Origin of the sequence: Enterococcus sp. E4-150, from assembly GCF_035726465.1 — a bacterium.
GTDB lineage: Bacteria > Bacillota > Bacilli > Lactobacillales > Enterococcaceae > Enterococcus_B > Enterococcus_B faecium.
In genome coordinates this window covers 164,932-183,505 of record NZ_JAPRGK010000004.1, presented here as the reverse complement: position 1 = coordinate 183,505, position 18,574 = coordinate 164,932, and the positions used below count along the sequence as shown (strand labels likewise).

Sequence of the window (18,574 nt, the reverse complement as noted above, 5' to 3'; positions counted from 1 at the left end):
GGAGCGAAACGGCAGGCTTACAACCTCTATCTGTCTTTTGTATAATCTTCATCGCTCAAGTGCGCATCAAATAATCGAAGGCTCCTAAAGCTGCAGTAGCTCCTGAACCCATTGAAACAATGATTTGTTTGTATGGACTATCTGTACAATCACCAGCTGCGAAAACACCGGGGATATTCGTCGCGCCATTTTTCTCAGTCACTATTTCATTTCTTGGGTTCATTTCGATTGTTCCATCTAGCCAATCCGTGTTAGGAAGTAAACCGACTAAAATGAATACACCTGAAACAGCTAGAGTATGCAACTCTTTCGTATGTTGATCGATATAGGAGAGAGATTCGACCTGATTCGACCCGCTGATTTCTTTCGTCGCTGCATTTTTGATAACAGTGACATTCGCAAGAGAAACTAGTTTATCCTGTAAAACTTGATCTGCTTTTAATTCGGGTAAGAATTCTAGAACATAAACATGTTTTGCTAACCCAGCTAGATCAATCGCTGCTTCAACACCAGAATTACCACCACCGATTACAGCAATCTCTTTTCCTTTAAATAAAGGGCCGTCACAGTGTGGGCAATAAGCAATTCCTTTATTTTTAAACTCTTTTTCGCCTGGTACATTGATAGAACGCCAGTGCGCACCTGTCGCGATGATGGCGGTTTTTGCTTTAAGTGATATACCGTTAGCTAAGCCAATATTAATAAAATGTTGCTCTTTATTTAAGGAAACGGCCTGTTGATTCATCATAATGTCGATAGGGTAACTACGCACATGACTTTCTACTTGCTGCATCAATTTTGGACCTTCTGTGTAAGGGGTACCAATCATATTTTCAATCCCGAGTGTTTCAACGACTTGTCCGCCGAAAGAATCAGCGACAAGTCCTGTACGGATTCCTTTACGTGCTGCATAGATAGCTGCACTACTAGCTGCTGGTCCACCGCCAATCACTAATACATCATAAGGTTCTTTTTCAAACAACTCTTCTTCAATCAAAGGGCCAGTGATTTTTTCAACAATTTGTTCGATCGTCATGCGTCCGCTACTAAATTCTTCTCCATTTAAAAACACAGTTGGCACTGCCATGATTTTTTTATCATCGATTTCTTTTTGGAACATCCCACCTTCAATCATCGTATGAGTAATATTTGGATTTAATACAGCTAATATATTCAATGCCTGTACAACGTCGGGGCAATTATGACAAGTCAAGCTAACATAACTGTCAAAATGCAATGTTTGTGTTATTTTTTTTATTTTAAGACTCAAAGATTCACTAATTTTCGGTGCCCGTCCACTAATTTGTAACATAGCTAGTAAAAAAGAGGAAAATTCATGACCGAGGGGGATACCAGCAAAAACGATTCCACTTTCTTTGCCAACTGGATTGATAGAAAAACTAGGTGTTCGCATCGAATCTCTTTTTTCCCAAGAGATTTTAGGAGACATTTCGGCTATTTCCTTCGTAAATTCAGCTAGTTTTTGACTATTTTCACTAGTATCCAAACTAACAGAAAAAACAATAGGAGATTCAATCAGTGCTAAATATTGTTCGAGATTTTGTTTAGTTTCTTTGTCTAACATATCCACCACCTAAATCTTTCCAACAAGATCAAAACTTGGTTTCAATGTTTCGCCACTTTCTTTCCATTTTGCCGGACAAACTTCACCTGGGTGGGTACGTACATATTGAGCAGCGCGAATCTTATCAATCAGTGCACTAGCGTCACGACCGATTCCATCTGCATTGATTTCCATAGCTTGAACGATTCCGTCTGGATCAATAATAAATGTTCCTCGCTGAGCTAATCCTTGCTCTTCATCCAAAACATCAAAAATACGAGAAATCTGATGAGACGGATCACCGATCATCACGTATTCGATTTTACCGATAGCATCTGATGTATCATGCCATGCTTTGTGAGTAAAGTGGGTATCGGTAGAGCAAGAAAAGACTTCAACACCTAAAGATTTCAATGTACTGTATTGTTCTTGTAAGTTTTCTAATTCAGTAGGACAAACAAAAGTAAAATCAGCTGGATAGAAGCAAAGAATACTCCAGTTCCCCATAAGATCTTTTTCACTGACTTCTAAAAATTCTCTTTGATGATAAGCATGTGCATTAAATTCTTCGATTTTTTTCCCAATCAATGACATAGTAAAACCTCCAATAATAATTATTTATTTATAATTATTGTAATTTAGTTGGAGTTGCAAAGTCAATGGATATTTTGTTATTTAATAAAGATTACTCAAAAACAAAGGTTAATTATAAAAATAGAAGAGGTCGCAAGAAAATGCTACTGCTGGAAATACTCGGGATAACGTTGAGTAACAGTTTCCTGTTCTTTCAGCATCATGTGTAAGTGCAATCCCGTTTGAAATCGAGCTTCTTCTGGTTTTTTATCAACTAAAGCCTTGAGTAAATCATAATGTTGTTCCATGATCGTTTCCCATGGAAGCCCCTGAATGGTCACTCGTAACCAGCGGAAACGTTCTAAATGGGTATTATGGTCATCTAACCAGTTCCAAACTTCTTTTCTTCCTGCAATTTCGAAACAAGCTTCATGAAATAAATTATCTGCACGGAAAAAAGCGCGTTCGTCATTTATTTTGACTGCTTTTTCTTGTTCTTCTAAAATCGTTTCTAGCACTATTCGTGTTTGTGTGTCCAATTTGGAACAACATTCAATCATGATTTGCTCTTCCAACTGTTCTCGGACAAAGCGAGCATTTTCCGCAGAAACAAGATTAATTTTTGAAACATACGTACCACTTTGAGGTATCGTATACACGAGTTCTTGCTGACGTAGTTGAATCAATGCTTCGCGAATGGGAGTCCGGCCGATAGCAAGATGTTCCTCCAGTGCCTTTTCAGATATTTTCCTTCCAGGTTCTAAGTCAGCATAGATAATTTGTTTACGAATCGCTTGATAAGCTTGAGATTGCAAGCTGCTTTTCATTTTTATACCTCCAAAATCATTTCTATGAACGTAGTATAACAGAAGAGGTCTGAAAAATAATCTGATATGTCACATTAACTAGGAAATTTGTATAAACAGTAAAATTTTGGTTGACATAGCGATTTTTATTGCATAAAATTCACTTGAATACAAAAACTAATATGTTAGTTTAGGAGGGGAAAAATGATTGATTTAAACAACTGGAGGAACTTTATTCCTGAATTATCTCAAAAAGAAGTAGAAATACCTCGTTTTGACCGTGCATCATTAAGAGAAAATGGACAAAAAAATCCTGTCTGGATCCATTTCGGTGGCGGAAATCTTTATCGAGGATTTCATGCAGAAATCGCTCAACGTTTAGCGGATCTAGGCGAATTGTCCACTGGTGTCATTGTTTGTGAAACATTCGATGAAGAAATAATTGAAAGGGCTTACCAAGATTTTGATGATTTGATTCTTGAAGTGGTCATGCCAAGCAGTGGAGAGTTCGTCAAACGTATATTAGCTGCGACAGCTGACAGTCTGTATTGTCATCCAGATTGTTCTGAACACTTTGATAAGATGATTCGACACTTTGAAAATCCTAGTTTACAATTAGTTACTTTTGCTATTACTGAAAAAGGTTATCGATTGAAAGATACAAATAATAAATATATAGGACCGATTGCAGTCGATATAAAAAATGGTCCAAAGAAGCCATCACATACAATGAGTATTCTTGCTGCGCTACTTTATAAACGTTTTTTATCTGGAGCTTGGCCGATTGCACTTGTCTCTACAGATAATTTTTCACAAAACGGTAGTCAATTACGTACTTCTTTGCTAACGATCGCAAAAGAATGGCAAAAGGAAGGTCATGTACAAAATACATTTATCCAATACTTATCGAATGAAGAAATTGTTGCGTTTCCATGGACGATGATTGATCGTATCACCCCGAATCCTTCCTTGTCAGTTAGCAAAATGTTGGCAAAAGAGGGCTTTTCAAATATGTCGATTTTCCAAACCGCAAAAGGAAATAATATTGCTCCATTTGTCAATACAGAGGACATCCATTATTTAATCATGGAAGATCATTTTCCCAATGGACGTCCGAAATTCGAAAAAGCTGGGGTATTCTTGACTGATCGTGCAACGGTAGATAAAGCAGATACGATGAAGGTGACGACTTGCCTTAATCCTTTGCATACGTCTTTAGCTATTATGGGTTGTTTACTGGGGTATAGGAGCATAGCTGAGGAGATGAAAGATCCAGATTTATCGCTGCTAGTTTCTGAAATCGGGTACAATGAAGGCCTCCCAGTTGTGGAGTCTCCAGCTATCATTGATCCAAAGATCTTTCTGGAAGAAGTAATTACTGTGCGCTTTTCTAATCCAAATATTCCTGATATGCCTCAGCGAATCGCCACGGATACCTCTCAAAAGGTGGCGATTCGTTATGGTGAGACGATTAAAAAATATATGGAAATAGAAGTTAAAGACCCGCAGACACTTGTATTCATACCATTGACTCTCGCTGCTTGGCTTCGATACCTTATTGGCATTGATGATCAAGGAAAACCATTCATCCCGAGTCCAGACCCACTATTGACAGACCTTCAGCATAAGCTTTCCGATATTCAACTGGGTACGCAAGATACATCACATATTCATGAGAAAATGGCTCCTATTTTGTCAAATAAAGAAATTTTTGGTGTAGATCTTTACCAAGCAGAGCTTGGCAGAAAAATAGAAGAAATGTTCATCAAGATGGTAGCAGGACCAAATGCCGTACGAAATACATTACAGGATTACTTACAAGAACATGGAGGAAATTTATCATGGAAATGACTTTTAGATGGTACGGATCACAAGAAGAAAAGATTACCTTAGATGAAATCAGACAGATTCCTGCGGTCCAAGGGATTGTAGGCACATTGATGGATATACCAGTAGGAGAGGTATGGCCTAGGGAGAGGATCAAAGAACTAAAAGAAGAAATTGAGTCTCGTGGGTTAACACTAAAAGTAATTGAAAGCGTCAATGTGCATGATGCCATTAAAATTGGATTACCTTCCCGTGAGCAGTATATCGAAAACTATAAGCAGACAATCCGAAACTTGGCAGAATATGGAATAGAAGTCATCTGCTATAATTTTATGCCTGTATTTGACTGGGTGAAATCTGACCTTGACTACCGCTTAGAAGACGGCTCATCCACGTTAGCTTTTATATCTGATGATATTCCAGATGATCCAAGAGAAATCGTCGCGCGCATCGAACATTCCAGCAATGAATTTGAATTGCCGGGATGGGAACCTGAGCGCTTAGCTCATATCAAATCCTTGCTTGAAGCCTATGCATCAGTAGACGAAGAAAAACTTCGAGAAAATTTTGCCTATTTTCTCCAATCAATCATCCCAACATGTGAAGAGGTAGGGGTCAAAATGGCTGTACATCCAGATGATCCGCCATACTCGATTTTTGGATTACCTCGAATCGTAAAGAATCGAGAAGATTTAGATTGGTTGTGCCGCATAGTAGACAGCCCTTATAACGGAATCACTCTTTGTACAGGGAGTATTGCAGAAGATCCAGAAAATGATGTATATGGGATTTTAGCAGAATTTTGCCAAAGAGATCGAATCCCATTTGCACATGTTCGAAATATTAAATTTTTAGCTAATCGAGATTTCTATGAGGCATCGCATAAATCCGAATACGGTTCATTAGACATGTACCGCATACTAAAAACAATGTATGACAACGGATTTAACGGATACATCCGTCCTGATCATGGAAGAATGATCTGGAATGAGACAGGAAGACCAGGATACGGCTTATATGATCGAGCATTAGGTGCTGTTTATCTAAATGGATTATGGGAAGCAATCGAAAAAGGAAACAAAAGTAAAGATAATTAGTGAAAAAAACTGTAATTTTATTATGTAAATAAGAAGGATGTTCAAATTCTTGATACATAAATCCGGAGGTTGTTAATAAGCATTCGGATTTATGTATCTTATTTGGTCTAGGAAGTAACTTGATTTTCTTTTTTCGATTGATCCATGAGTGCTTCTTCTTTTAATTCAAAGATATATTCTGAGATCCTCATAATCACTTTTTTCCAGTCTTCTGGTGTGATGATTCCTTTTAAAATATAGATTTTTTTGATATGAGAAGGCAATTGTTTCAAAGGGCAGTCGCTGATAACGATGTTGCAGTTCTCCATAAAATCATTTTGTATTTTGATCGATTCATTTGAAAAAATTTGTTCTATCTTAACGATCAGATCTTTACTGATATAAAAATCACGCGTATAGTTCACACCAATCACAATTCTCGGCTGTTTTTTGTAGCGATCATACAAATGTACTAGGTCTTCAACCATCCATTGCACATTTTCCTTTTCTAAAATAACTGGTAACAAGTGTTGATTTTGTTCTCTGAAATCCATATAAAATTGTTCAATGGCGGTTTGGACTTCTTTCAACACGCTATGTTCTTGATAAAGCATGAAAGTAGGAAGGGGCGTATTTGGTTGATTGAAGTTAAGAAATCCATTATAAAGTTTATTTCGTGCGAATGCCAATGAGTAAAGAATCTTTTCTTTTTCAGGTATAAACAAATCAAATACAGTACAAAAGGACTCCACCATTTCTCTTGAATAAAGAACATGAGGAACGTTTGCTTTTTTTAAAAGTTTGTATTGCTCCAAGCTTGTTTCTTCCGATTCGATTTTCGTGATAGAAAGTCGAGCTAAAATATTCACTAAGATGCGTTGTTCGCGACAAATTGGCAGATTAGGTCGCAAAATATCTACAGAGGGATCAATAAAAAAGTCAATATATTCATACTCTGTGAATTCTTTTTGTACGTCTTTCACAGAAGTTGCAGGAAAATTCTCTTTACATATTTTTAATAGAAAATATAATTTATCTATCATACCGCTATTTAGTCGGTCAAGTACTTCTTTTTTAAAAAAAGTATTCATCATAAAAGCCACTACTTGCGGATCTTCATCATAAAATTCTGTAGCAGTACTTGAAAAGATGTTCCAATAAATATCTAATGCTGCATATTGAATTTGTACCTCTTTTCCAGAAAAAGACTTTCTGCCGTTATTAGAAAAGGAGATAGACAAACCGTACAATGCTAAAAATGCATTAATCTTTTTCATTTTCGTATACAAATAAGAGGCACTATAGTTTGTTTGCTGACTTAAACTGATAATCGAATTTGTCTGACAGCTGAACAAAGAAGTCAAGATCTGATAACTGACTGATTCGTTGCAGTATCTTCCAAATAGACGATAATAGCAGTAAGCCGGATCAATTCCTTCAAAATTCAACTTTAAAAAAGGTTTTTGCTTATCAATATGCAGTTTTGTTAGATTGAGACGCTCAAAGTCTTGTTCTAATTCTTTGATGTATAGTAAAAAATTTGATTCAGACATATGGAAATGATCTGCTAAATATTGTGTAGTAATAAAGAAACGATGTTCAGATAGGAAAAGAAAAATATCTAATTTTGTATTGCTTTTTTTCTTCAAGAGAAACGTTTTAATCGCTTCTTGAGTTTGCATGAAAGAGGCTCCTTTTTACTTAAATTGTTAAAACTTGAAAATATTACTGTTTTTTTCATAAATTTAGACAAAAAAACAGTAAACATATAGGTAGAATCTCTACTATCTTATTTCTTGCATACAAAAAAATCAAGGAGTGAGAGAGTTATGAGATATTCAACCATCTTAATATCAACATTTGCAGCCTTAAGCTTATCGCTTACTATAAATCAGACAGTCCACACAGAGGAGATAGAAACAGCCAAATGGACAGAAACCAAGTGGGCCAACGTCAATCGAATTACCTTTCAGGATGAATTTTCATCCTTCAATTCAGGAGTCGCAAAATTAAGAAAAGGACAAACAGCGACCATCAAAGCAAAAATTGACTATTCAGGAGACTTAGCACCTATACTACAATCAGCTGTTACATTTGAGAATGTTGATCCCGCTTTGTCGATTGGCTATGACGAGAACACTTTGACTATCCAACACAAGCAAGCGATATTTACCTTCACCGTTACATTAAATCAGGACTTGTTAAAACCAGCGCTTTTTACTGTCAAGGTATCAGATGGACTACCGAACGATCATCATCATTTAACGCCGTATAGTCAGCGGCAGACAATTGAGCAAGATTCAGCTATCGACTCAGGAGGAGATCTTGTTGAAGAACCAACAGATAAACCAGAAAATGAAAATAAGCCAGAAGTACCGCCTACAGAAAATCCAGACGGAGAACAGAAACCGGAAATAGAACCTGGAGAAGAACCCGATACAGAAACTCAACCAGAGCCAGACAATGAATCAAAACCTGAAATAACCCCTGGAGAAAAACCAGATGTAGACCCAGAAGAAAAACCAGATGTGACTCCAGAACCAGATACGGATTCTGGAAACCAAACAGTACCGGAAACAAATCCAGACACAGATAATGAAACTGAAAATCCAGAAAAACCAGAGGTAGACCCAGAAGAAAAACCAGATGTAATTCCAGAACCAGATACGGATTCTGGAAACCAAACAGTACCGGAAACAAATCCAGACACAGATAATGAAACTGAAAATCCAGAAAAACCAGAGGTAGATCCAGAAGAAAAACCAGATGTGACTCCAGAACCAGATACGGACGCAAGAGACCAAGGAATACCAGAAAAAATAAACAAAAAAACAATTCAAGAGGATGGAAAAAAAGAGAGTAAAAAATCAAATCTAGCAATTCTAAAAATAAATGAAGAGCAGCTGAATAAAAAATCACGAATATTTGATAGCGCCCAATCAGCTGAAACCTTAAAAAGTAGCAAGGATACAACCTTTGCTAGTCCTGAAACGAAAAATAAACAGCTACCAAAATCCGGAGAGTCACAAAATAAAGTTATACTGTGGAGCGGAATCATTCTATTAAGTATAGCAACAATGCTTTCTGCAAAAAGATTTAAACAAAACAGATCTCTCTAACATTTGAATAATGTCTGTGAACGCATTTTTCAAATAAAAAGAAATATCCAGAAAACGACCCCAAAATACCAGATTGAAATCTGATATTTGGGGTCGTTCATACTTTATCTTTCTTCATATTTATTTTAAGGGATATCTGTTTCTTTTGGAAGATGGTTCGGGATCTTTTTCACTTTCAATACATCTAAAAAGAAGGTAAAGATCGGAATGCCGACAATCAAGCCCCAAACGCCAAAGAACCGTTCGCTAACAAGTAAGACCACAAATGTATAAAAAATCGGCAGTTCTGTTTTGCTGGACATCAACTTCGGATTCAGCACATAAGACTCAATTAGATGGACAATCAAAATCGTAATCAGGATATAAACAACATCTCGGATGCCTCCTTGGGAATAAGCTATGAAAGATAGAGGAATACAAGAAATGATAACACCTGCTACTGGGATCAGACTTAAAATGAAAATCATGATCGCTAAACTCAGCAGCTGATGAAAGCCAAATACAGCCAAGGCGATTGTAGTGAGCAACGTGTTTAAAAGAGCAATAACAAATTGAGCTTCTAATACCAAACCAAATGTATTGACAAACTTATCGGCAAAATAGTAAATATCTTGAAAGAACCAAGAAAATTCACTTTTTAAAAACAATCTTGAGAATACAATTGTTTTTTTCTTTTCAATCATAAAAAAGAAACTTAAGATGAATGACATAGCAAACGCCACTGCCATTTTTCCTATATCCTGTAAATAGCCAAGCGCAATCGAAGCGCCATTTTGAAGCTGTTCAAAAAAATCGTTTCGCTCAATATAAGTATGGATATATTGTAAAACAGGATCTGCATCTTTTGGCTGATGCTCGTAAAAATCAATAACGGACTGGATCATATCAAATGTTTGATGAATAAGCATCGGGATATACTTTGTGAATGCCAGATAGATAAGGTAAACGATCAGTGTATAAATCATGATAGCTAAAACGCCTGTAGGGATTCGGACAAATCGCTGAATGATTTGAACAAGATGAATCATCAAATAAGTAAAGATAAATGTGAGCAAAATGGTTGTAATCATACTTCTAACTAAGAAAAGAACAAAAACGACAAATAATAAAACAGTGAGACGGCGTATTTTTTCATTCGCCAAAAAACGCTGATAAACGGTCAAATCGACAACCTCCAAATAACAAAAAATAAACACGTTATTCATTATATGATGGAATATGAAAATAAGAAAGAGAAAGAGCAAAAAGAAAAACCGCTAAATGACGTTATCTTATGAGTTGGTTTTCCTCATAAAATCGTTCATCTAGCAGTTTCAGCCCTTTTTCTGGTCTTGATGAAAATTATCTAGCATTTTTCGGGTCAGATGTTGCAGTGTATCCAATTCTTCCTGTTCAAGTGGAAGATAAGACTTGATCTTTTGTGGAATACCTTCTGCTTGTTTTTGCAACGCAGCACCTTGAGGAGTCAGCGTAACATTTACGATTCTTTCATCACCCGTTTCACGCTGACGATTAATATAATTTTTTTCTGCTAACTTTTTTAGTAAGGGAGTCAGCGTACCAGAATCCAGACACAAATCATTTCCTAGCTCTTTCACTGAAGTCTTTTTCTTTTCCCATAAAACTAACATCACAAGATACTGGGTATAGGTAAGATTCAGCGGCTTGAGGAGGGGAGTGTAGTGTCTAATGATTTCCTTAGAGGCGGCATATAAAGGAAAACATACTTGATTAACTAAATATAGATCTTCCATTTTTCCACCTCCGCTGTTTTACTATAGTGTATCATAGCGGATTTACACAAAAAAGTCTATTCACTAACTGCTTTCAGAGTAACTTCTATATTTCCAGCTGTAGCTTTTGAATACGGACACACTTTATGCGCTGCCTCTAATAATTCTTGCGTTTCTTCCAGAGAAAGACCTTCGATAGATCCTTCAATCTCTACACCTAAGACAAAGCTCGTTTCACTTTCTGAATAAAGGGAAACTTGTGCACTGACAGTAGAAGCTCCAGAGATATTTTTTTGCTGTTTGATCAATTCTAATGCACTGTTAAAACATGCACTGAAACCAGCTGCAAACAATTGTTCAGGGTTGGTTGCATTTTCGACGCGTTTACCAGGAGCTGCAATATTCAATTCGAATGTACGATCGGGATTATGCACTTCTCCAGAGCGTCCGCCTGTGTTGATCATTTTCGTAGAATACATTTTTTTCATAAAATTACCACCTTTAATTATATTTTATACAATTGAATTTTACACAATATAATTGTGAAAAGCAAAGAAATGGATTGGCATAAGATAAATAAGAGAAAGCACATGAAACAGACGCGCTTTCTCGAATAGCAAACATATACAAAAAATATCAGAGACAAAAACTAATCTCATCATAAACATTACATATATTTCTCAAAAAGTTGTTTTCTTTCTTCAAAACTTACTTCACGATGGACCTGATGAAGCATCCATAAATAACCAAAAGGATCTCTGAACATTGAGTTAGTCACACCAAAGTCCATCATTTCTGTCATTTCTTGAATCTCTACACAGCCATTTCGTAATGCTTTATTATGTGTGTCCTCGATATCAGAGACGATGATATTGAACCAGATCGTATTTGGATGTTCAGCAGTAGGAGCAGTCAAACCAAGAGACGTGTTTTCATCCAGCATATGGAATCTCGTGCCATACAAGGTAAAAATGACTTCATTATTGCCTCTAGGGTAATCTGTTGCCTCAATCAGTTGTATTTCATCAAAGATTTGTTTGATACAGTTCTAGTGCTTTCAAACTATCATTTAATACAAAATCGATTTCCGTTCCTTTATGCATAAAGATCTCCTCTCCTTTTCAGTCGAACAGTTACTAGATTCTTTTATTATACCAGTTAAAGAAAACGCATTCAAAAAAATAGCGGATTTACTTACCAACTCATTCGATTGGATGATAAGTAAATCCGCGTCCCATTACTTCTGCTACGCTGCTGACAATGACAAAGGCACTTGGATCGATTTCTTCTATCAATGGTTTCATTCGGGAAAATTCATGATCAGTCACAACGATCAATAAAACCTCTTTTGACTTTCGATTATACCCGCCTTTTGCCTCTAGCAGGGTAAGGCCACGTCCAATCTCAGCACTTAAGCGAAGGCGGATGTCTTCCAAATAATGTTCACTCATGACCATAACAGATTTCTTTCGATTGATACCTGTTTCGATATAAGTCATGACAATTGAAGTGATTGCAATAGATAAAATAGCATAAAGAAACTCTTCTATTCCAAAAACAAACAGATTAAGAGAAACAACGAATGCGTCTGTAAAAAATAAGCCAATCGAAGTATTCAAGTGGAAATATTTTTTAAAAATGAGGGGAGGGATCGTCGTACCGCCGCTAGAAGAGTTGTTTTTATATAAAATCGCAACTCCTAAAGCAAAAATCGCACTTCCAAAAATGACAGACAACAACCGATCTGAAGTAATCATTGTTTCTGGAACTATTGCAATGATTAAAGGAAAAACCAAGCTTCCGAAAAGTACTTTAAAAAAGGGTTTTTTACCTAAAAATAGAAGAGCTAGTACCAACATAACGATATTCAACACTAAAATAACTATAGCTCGGTCAAAGCCTAAAGCAGCTTCCAGTAATATTCCTAGACCGCTGACACCTCCAGCAGCAATATGATGAGGCCCTAAAAACATATTGATAGCGACTCCTAATATGAAGAGGGCAAAAATAATCTTAATGTATGTCCATATAAATTGTCTCGTTTCTTTCATTTATCCACTTCCTTAATTCATTAATAATACTCTTATCTTATTATAACTTACTTTTCACCTTAAGTTAACTTTAATTAATAAAAAAATTAGGCTAGTCTAAATTATTATGTTTCATTCTTCTAGAATATACTTCTACGTTAAAAACTGTTAAAAAACTTTTACTTTAGAAAATTGGATAAATTGATCGCTTAAGATAAATTCAGGACACTAAATAGTACAGGAAGTAGATTAAAACTTTTAAAAGTTTTAAGTCTATCTATTTGGCAAGTTTAAAAAATAAAAATTCGGTATCAAAAAACTGTTACCGATAACATTTTTGAAAGCGTTGTCTTTTTCTTCTCTATCACTTATAGTGATGACGTCATATTAAAACACAAGGAGGAAATCAATGGATACAGCTGCAATTTATCATCGACCGGAAAGTGAATATGCATTTCTATATACGAATACAAGATTTCGTATTCGGCTTCGTACTAGGAAAAATGATATCAAAAAAGTATATGTGCTATGTGGAGATCCATATACCATAACAACTGAAAAATGGTATCAAAAACAACGACCAATGAAAAAATGTCTAAGTACCAATGTTCATGATTATTGGGAAATTGAAGTGACAAGCGAAACAAGGCGCTTACAGTATGCGTTCCATGTTGTTGGGGAAGATAACACGGACTGTTTTTACGGTGATCAAGGAATTTTTCCTTATCGAGAAAATGTGATTACTGAACCAAATTTTTATTTTCGAATACCTTATTTTCATCAAATCGATCGATTCACTATTCCAGAATGGGTAAAAGAAACAGTATGGTATCAAATCTTTCCCGAAAGATTTGCAAACGGGGACAAAGCAAATGACCCCGAACACACTTTACCTTGGGGAAGTAAAGATCCAGACCGAAAAGACTTCTTCGGGGGAGATTTGCAAGGTGTGATGGATCATTTGGATTACTTGACGGACCTTGGCATCAATGGCATTTATTTTTGTCCCATATTTAAAGCCACATCCAATCATAAATACGATACGATTGATTATTATGAGGTGGATCCCGCTTTTGGCGATAAAAAACTTTTAAAAAACTTGATTGATGAAGCACATAAACGAGGGATACGTATCATGTTCGATGCTGTATTCAATCATATGGGTGTCCATTCACCACAGTGGCAAGACGTTCTCAAAAACGGAGAAAAATCGATCTATAAAGACTGGTTCCACATCCGTTTTTTCCCAGTAGATTCTTATCAGATGACTGACTTACCAGAAACTGCTGAAAATATCCCATATGATACTTTTGCTTTTACTCCATTCATGCCGAAACTAAATACAGCAAATCCAGAAGTGCAAAAATATTTGCTGGATATCGCAACTTATTGGATAAAAGAATTCGATATTGATGGATGGCGTCTTGATGTTGCTAATGAAGTCGATCATCATTTTTGGAAAAAATTCAGAGAAGCAGTTACAGAAATCAAACCAGACATCTATATCCTTGGAGAGATTTGGCATTCCTCTCAAGCTTGGCTGCAAGGGGATGAATTCCATGCAGTGATGAATTATGCATTTACAGATTCGATTAAAGATTATTTTGCAAAAAAGAAAATCACAGCTTCACAAATGGTCAGTGGAATGAATCATCAGCAAATGCTTTACAGAGATCAGGTGAACGAAGGAACATTCAACTTATTAGATTCTCATGATACTGCCAGGATCTTGACCCTTTGCCAAGGTAACAAAGAATTGATGAAGTCTGTGATGGCCTTTATGTTTCTTCAAAAAGGGTCTCCTTGTATCTATTACGGGACAGAAATAGGGATGACTGGTGAAGATGACCCGGATTGCCGCAAATGTATGATATGGGAGAAGGAGGAACAAGATCTAGAGCTATTCGGTTTTATAAAAGAACTTGTTTCTCTAAGGAAACAGTTGTCTAAGATTATTTCTGAAGGTTCTACTCAGTGGCTAATAGTAAATGATCGTGAAGATAAGCTCTATTTCACACGGGAACTAGAGGGACAGATCATCTATGTTTACTTTAATCAGTCAAAAGAACCTTGGGTAGTAGAACAGGAAAATGAGGTGATTCTTAGTCAAAATTGTCAGTTGTTAGAAGACGGGAAAGCAGAGATACGACAATACGGATTTTTGATCATGTGTTGAAAACTGTTACCGGTAACAACAAGAAAGCGTTTGCAAATGAAGATTTGTGCCCATTATAATAAGGGTGTAACAGCACGTTGAATACACAGGAGGAAATGAGGATGAAAAAAAGAAGTGTGAAACAGTTGGGTTTAGGGTTAATCTCTTTAGGAATCTTAGGCGGATTAGCGGCTTGTGGCAATGGTAACTCTTCAGCAGAAGGGGAAGCCGATGAAGGAAAAACGTTAACAGTTTCCGTTGATTCTGGATATAAAGATTATATAAACGAAATAAAAAACACTTTCGAAAAAGAAAACGATGTGAAAATCAAGCTAGTAGAAAAGGACATGTTCGATCAGTTGGAATCATTAGCGTTAGATGGGCCTGCTGGAAAGGGACCTGACGTTATGATGGCAGCATATGACCGGATCGGTGCGTTAGGACAGCAAGGACATCTGGCGGAAGTAAAACTGGGAAATGAAGCAGCTTACGATGAAACAGACAAAGCCCAAGTGACTTATGATGGAAAAATCTACGGAGAACCTGCAGTAATCGAGACCCTTGTTTTGTACTATAACAAAGATTTAGTCGATACAGCACCATCAACGTTTAAAGATTTGGAGAATCTATCCAAAGACAGTCGTTTTGCTTTTGAGTCAGAAGCAGGAAAAAATACAGGATTTTTAGCTAAATGGACTGACTTTTATTATTCCTATGGTTTAATTGCAGGTTACGGTGGCTATGTATTTGGTGATGATGGTACAAATCCTTCAGATATCGGTTTGAATAATGCAGGTGCTGTAGAAGGAATCTCTTATGCAACAGATTGGTTCAAAAATGTTTGGCCAAAGGGAATGCAAGACATAAAAAGTGCAGGAGACTTCGCCAGCCAGCAATTCATGTCCAATAAAACTGCAGCAATCATTGACGGTCCATGGCAAGCGCAAACATACAAAGAAAACAATATCAATTATGGTGTAGCCAAAATTCCTACTCTAAATAATGGACAGCCTTATCAACCGTTTGGCGGAGGAAAAGGATGGGTAGTCAGCAATTATGCTAAAAACAAAGACCTCTCTCAAAAATGGCTTGATTATGTAACGAATCAGGAAAATCAAGAAAAATTCTTTGAAATGGTAAATGAAATCCCTGCAAACCAACAAGCTAGGGAAACAGCAAAGGCTAAAAACGATGAATTAACAACAGCTGTGATTGAACAATATGAAACAGCTCAAGCGATGCCAAACATCCCAGAAATGGGCGAAGTTTGGACAGGTGCAGAAAACTTGATGTTCGATGCAGCATCAGGTTCAAAAACACCAAAAGAATCCGCAGATGAAGCAGTAAAAACAATCAGTGAAGCCATAGAACAAAAATACTGATTAAAATGATAACCGTCCATTTTTATAAAAAATGGAACAGGTGCTTCAGATAAAAGTGGCAAGAGCGAGATGGAAAATTATCTTGCTCTTGTTGCCATTATCTTAAAAGCAGTTTGCGGTTTAGCAAGTTTAGAGGGGGCATTCAGATGCAGCAAGATAAAACAAGTAATATCAACGAAAAAAAAATCACGCTTTGTTCACTTATTCCAGGGATGGGGCAGTTTGTAAATGGCCAAGCTTTTAAAGGTATCGTTTTTTTCGCCATATTCGTCCTATTCATTGGTCAGATGCTTCTGGGCGGATTTCATGCATTGGTAGGATTGGTTACTTTGGGAAGTATACCAATGGAAGATCATTCATTATTTATTTTGATTGAAGGCACTTTGCAATTCATCATTACAATCATTTTCTTGATTTTTTACGGTTTGAATCTTTTAGACGCTTATCGAGTAGCGAAGATGCGTCAAGAGGGCAAAAAAATCAATCGGACGATGAAGGAAGTCATACATAATATAGGTGATGAAGGTTTTCCTTATCTATTGACACTTCCCGCTTATCTTCTCATGATTTTTACGATCATTTTCCCAGTCCTAGTTACATTGTTCACTGCATTTACTAATTATGACTTCAATCATATTCCACCAGCCAGTTTGATTGATTGGGTAGGGGCTAAAAACTTTTTTAGTATCTTCTTTTTAAGCTCATATCGTAATACTTTTTTTGCAGTCTTTTCGTGGACCGTGATTTGGACTTTATGTGCAACAACTTTGCAAATCACCCTTGGTATTCTCACAGCGGTTGTTGCTCACCAGAAATTTATTAAATTCAAACGTATTTTCGGTATCATTTTCTTATTACCATGGGCGGTCCCAGCTTTTATTACTATCATGAGTTTTTCGAATATATTCAACGACAGCGTAGGAGCCATCAATACTCAAGTGATTCCTTTCCTAAACCAGTTTCCTTTTGTAGATATCAGTGCAATCTCTTGGAAAACAGATCCCAACTGGACGAAAGTAGCAATTATCTTAGTGCAGGGCTGGTTAGGATTTCCCTATATCTATGTGATGGTTACAGGAATCTTACAATCGATTTCAGAAGACTTATATGAAGCAGCAAAAATCGACGGAGCAAATGCATGGCAGCGCTTTTCAAACATCACGCTTCCTGCTGTCTTCCTAGTGGCAGCGCCAACATTTATTACACAGTATACGGGGAATTTCAATAATTTCTCCATGATCTATCTGTTTAACAATGGTGGTCCCGGAAGCGTAGGCGGAGGAGCTGGTTCTACTGATATTCTTATTTCCTGGATCTATAAACTTACGACTGGAACTTCTCCGCAATATTCTATGGCTTCAGCAATCACGTTGATTATCTCCATCATCGTTATCTGTGTGTCATTGCTGGTATTTAAAAAGACAAATGCGTTCAATATGGGGGATTAACAATGAAAAAATTTCATTCGAGTGCTCGATTCCAAAAACGACTTTCTCACTTTTTTACTTACTTTTTTCTTTTAATACTGTCAGTCATTATCATCTATCCGCTTTTGATCACAGCAAGTACTGCCTTCAAGTCAGGAAATATTGCGGCTTTTAGTTTAGATCTTTCAAGTGACTGGACTTTAGGAAACTTTACTCGGCTATTCAGTGAAACACTTTACGGGACTTGGTATAAAAATACGTTAATCATCTCTGTCCTAACGATGATCGTACAAGTAACTGTAGTAACTTTAGCTGGCTATACGTATAGCCGTTATCGTTTTATCGGCCGCAAATCAAGTTTGATGTTCTTTTTAGTGATTCAGATGGTACCGACTATGGCAGCATTGACTGCCTTTTATGTCATGGCTTTCCTATTAGAGGCGCTAGATAAGTACTGGTTCTTGACAATGATCTATATAGGCGGTGGAATTCCAATGAATACTTGGCTGATGAAAGGATACTTTGACACTGTACCAATAGATTTAGATGAATCTGCTAAACTTGATGGGGCAGGGCATTTCAGGATTTTTTTCCAGATTGTATTACCGCTTGTCAAACCGATGCTCGCCGTTCAAGCATTATGGGCTTTTATGGGACCTTTTGGGGATTTCATGTTAGCTAAGTTCCTGCTTCGAACACCTGAAAATCAGACTGTTGCTGTCGGCTTACAAACATTTATTTCTGATGTGACAAACCAAAGAGTCTCTCTTTTTGCTGCTGGGGCAATTTTGATTGCACTACCGATTTGTCTATTATTCTTCTTTTTACAAAAGAACTTTGTTACCGGCCTGACATCTGGCGGAACAAAAGGATAGGAGCAGA

Annotated in this window: 15 protein-coding genes and 1 pseudogene; 7 read left to right on the top strand and 9 right to left on the bottom strand. The window is 36.7% G+C overall.

Translation table 11 applies throughout. The features are described 5' to 3' along the window. Positions 1-55: 55 nt before the first annotated feature. The 3 genes from ahpF to OZ002_RS05465 form a co-directional block, all read right to left on the bottom strand. Positions 56-1,585, bottom strand: coding sequence for an alkyl hydroperoxide reductase subunit F (ahpF, locus tag OZ002_RS05475; RefSeq protein WP_025481624.1), 1,530 nt, complete (start codon positions 1,583-1,585; stop codon positions 56-58). 9 nt (positions 1,586-1,594) lie between these two features. Further along, on the bottom strand, positions 1,595-2,158 hold the full coding sequence (gene ahpC / locus OZ002_RS05470; RefSeq protein ID WP_156248990.1) for an alkyl hydroperoxide reductase subunit C: 564 nt from the start codon (positions 2,156-2,158) through the stop codon (positions 1,595-1,597). A 143-nt stretch (positions 2,159-2,301) separates the two neighbouring features. Further along, entirely contained in the window at positions 2,302-2,964 is a 663-nt protein-coding gene (locus OZ002_RS05465) for a GntR family transcriptional regulator (RefSeq protein WP_002288176.1), read from the bottom strand. 183 nt (positions 2,965-3,147) lie between these two features. On the opposite strand from OZ002_RS05465, the gene OZ002_RS05460 reads away from it, so the two are divergent. Both OZ002_RS05460 and uxuA read left to right on the top strand, forming a co-directional pair. Continuing rightward, complete coding sequence (locus OZ002_RS05460) at positions 3,148-4,794, top strand: mannitol dehydrogenase family protein (RefSeq protein ID WP_325082911.1); 1,647 nt, start codon at positions 3,148-3,150, stop codon at positions 4,792-4,794. Continuing rightward, on the top strand, positions 4,785-5,867 hold the full coding sequence (gene uxuA, locus OZ002_RS05455) for a mannonate dehydratase (protein WP_002331750.1): 1,083 nt from the start codon (positions 4,785-4,787) through the stop codon (positions 5,865-5,867). Before OZ002_RS05460 ends, uxuA begins: the two co-directional genes overlap by 10 nt. 107 nt (positions 5,868-5,974) lie before the next feature. On the opposite strand, the gene OZ002_RS05450 is transcribed toward uxuA, so the two are convergent. Beyond that, complete coding sequence (locus OZ002_RS05450) at positions 5,975-7,528, bottom strand: helix-turn-helix domain-containing protein (RefSeq protein WP_058140335.1); 1,554 nt, start codon at positions 7,526-7,528, stop codon at positions 5,975-5,977. 147 nt (positions 7,529-7,675) lie between these two features. Between OZ002_RS05450 and OZ002_RS05445 the strand changes: the two genes are divergently transcribed. After that, on the top strand, positions 7,676-8,965 hold the full coding sequence (locus OZ002_RS05445; protein WP_101735404.1) for an LPXTG cell wall anchor domain-containing protein: 1,290 nt from the start codon (positions 7,676-7,678) through the stop codon (positions 8,963-8,965). Between the two features lie 125 nt (positions 8,966-9,090). Here OZ002_RS05445 and OZ002_RS05440 read toward each other — a convergent pair whose 3' ends face one another. From OZ002_RS05440 to OZ002_RS05420, 5 genes and pseudogenes are all read right to left on the bottom strand, one after another. Continuing rightward, positions 9,091-10,170, bottom strand: a complete 1,080-nt coding sequence (locus OZ002_RS05440) for an AI-2E family transporter (protein ID WP_002288167.1) — start codon at positions 10,168-10,170, stop codon at positions 9,091-9,093. A 108-nt stretch (positions 10,171-10,278) separates the two neighbouring features. Further along, positions 10,279-10,719, bottom strand: a complete 441-nt coding sequence (locus tag OZ002_RS05435; RefSeq protein WP_002311986.1) for a MarR family winged helix-turn-helix transcriptional regulator — start codon at positions 10,717-10,719, stop codon at positions 10,279-10,281. A gap of 56 nt (positions 10,720-10,775) precedes the next feature. Continuing rightward, entirely contained in the window at positions 10,776-11,186 is a 411-nt protein-coding gene (locus OZ002_RS05430) for an organic hydroperoxide resistance protein (protein WP_002288163.1), read from the bottom strand. Positions 11,187-11,365: 179 nt separating this feature from the next. Then, a pseudogene (locus OZ002_RS05425) lies at positions 11,366-11,801 on the bottom strand (VOC family protein). Between the two features lie 99 nt (positions 11,802-11,900). Further along, positions 11,901-12,749 (bottom strand): YitT family protein, encoded by an 849-nt coding sequence (locus tag OZ002_RS05420; protein ID WP_002288161.1) that lies wholly within the window; start codon positions 12,747-12,749, stop codon positions 11,901-11,903. Between the two features lie 388 nt (positions 12,750-13,137). Between OZ002_RS05420 and OZ002_RS05415 the strand changes: the two genes are divergently transcribed. From OZ002_RS05415 to OZ002_RS05400, 4 genes are all read left to right on the top strand, one after another. Then, a complete protein-coding gene (locus OZ002_RS05415) occupies positions 13,138-14,904 on the top strand; it encodes a glycoside hydrolase family 13 protein (protein ID WP_156248992.1) in 1,767 nt (588 codons plus the stop codon). 101 nt (positions 14,905-15,005) lie between these two features. Then, entirely contained in the window at positions 15,006-16,265 is a 1,260-nt protein-coding gene (locus tag OZ002_RS05410; RefSeq protein WP_002288159.1) for an extracellular solute-binding protein, read from the top strand. Between the two features lie 146 nt (positions 16,266-16,411). Next, a complete protein-coding gene (locus OZ002_RS05405) occupies positions 16,412-17,713 on the top strand; it encodes a carbohydrate ABC transporter permease (RefSeq protein ID WP_156248993.1) in 1,302 nt (433 codons plus the stop codon). 2 nt (positions 17,714-17,715) lie between these two features. After that, on the top strand, positions 17,716-18,567 hold the full coding sequence (locus OZ002_RS05400) for a sugar ABC transporter permease (RefSeq protein ID WP_002288156.1): 852 nt from the start codon (positions 17,716-17,718) through the stop codon (positions 18,565-18,567). Positions 18,568-18,574: the final 7 nt, after the last annotated feature.

Excerpts from the sequence above, each read along its gene's own strand:
- OZ002_RS05405 (WP_156248993.1), top strand. The coding sequence starts at position 16,412 with ATGCAGCAAGATAAAACAAGTAATATCAACGAAAAAAAAATCACGCTT.
- OZ002_RS05430 (WP_002288163.1), bottom strand. The coding sequence starts at position 11,186 with ATGAAAAAAATGTATTCTACGAAAATGATCAACACAGGCGGACGCTCT.
- uxuA (WP_002331750.1), top strand. The coding sequence starts at position 4,785 with ATGGAAATGACTTTTAGATGGTACGGATCACAAGAAGAAAAGATTACC.
- OZ002_RS05460 (WP_325082911.1), top strand. The coding sequence starts at position 3,148 with ATGATTGATTTAAACAACTGGAGGAACTTTATTCCTGAATTATCTCAA.
- OZ002_RS05415 (WP_156248992.1), top strand. The coding sequence starts at position 13,138 with ATGGATACAGCTGCAATTTATCATCGACCGGAAAGTGAATATGCATTT.
- OZ002_RS05435 (WP_002311986.1), bottom strand. The coding sequence starts at position 10,719 with ATGGAAGATCTATATTTAGTTAATCAAGTATGTTTTCCTTTATATGCC.
- OZ002_RS05440 (WP_002288167.1), bottom strand. The coding sequence starts at position 10,170 with ATGAATAACGTGTTTATTTTTTGTTATTTGGAGGTTGTCGATTTGACC.
- ahpC (WP_156248990.1), bottom strand. The coding sequence starts at position 2,158 with ATGTCATTGATTGGGAAAAAAATCGAAGAATTTAATGCACATGCTTAT.
- OZ002_RS05445 (WP_101735404.1), top strand. The coding sequence starts at position 7,676 with ATGAGATATTCAACCATCTTAATATCAACATTTGCAGCCTTAAGCTTA.
- OZ002_RS05410 (WP_002288159.1), top strand. The coding sequence starts at position 15,006 with ATGAAAAAAAGAAGTGTGAAACAGTTGGGTTTAGGGTTAATCTCTTTA.
- OZ002_RS05400 (WP_002288156.1), top strand. The coding sequence starts at position 17,716 with ATGAAAAAATTTCATTCGAGTGCTCGATTCCAAAAACGACTTTCTCAC.
- ahpF (WP_025481624.1), bottom strand. The coding sequence starts at position 1,585 with ATGTTAGACAAAGAAACTAAACAAAATCTCGAACAATATTTAGCACTG.
- OZ002_RS05420 (WP_002288161.1), bottom strand. The coding sequence starts at position 12,749 with ATGAAAGAAACGAGACAATTTATATGGACATACATTAAGATTATTTTT.
- OZ002_RS05465 (WP_002288176.1), bottom strand. The coding sequence starts at position 2,964 with ATGAAAAGCAGCTTGCAATCTCAAGCTTATCAAGCGATTCGTAAACAA.
- OZ002_RS05450 (WP_058140335.1), bottom strand. The coding sequence starts at position 7,528 with ATGCAAACTCAAGAAGCGATTAAAACGTTTCTCTTGAAGAAAAAAAGC.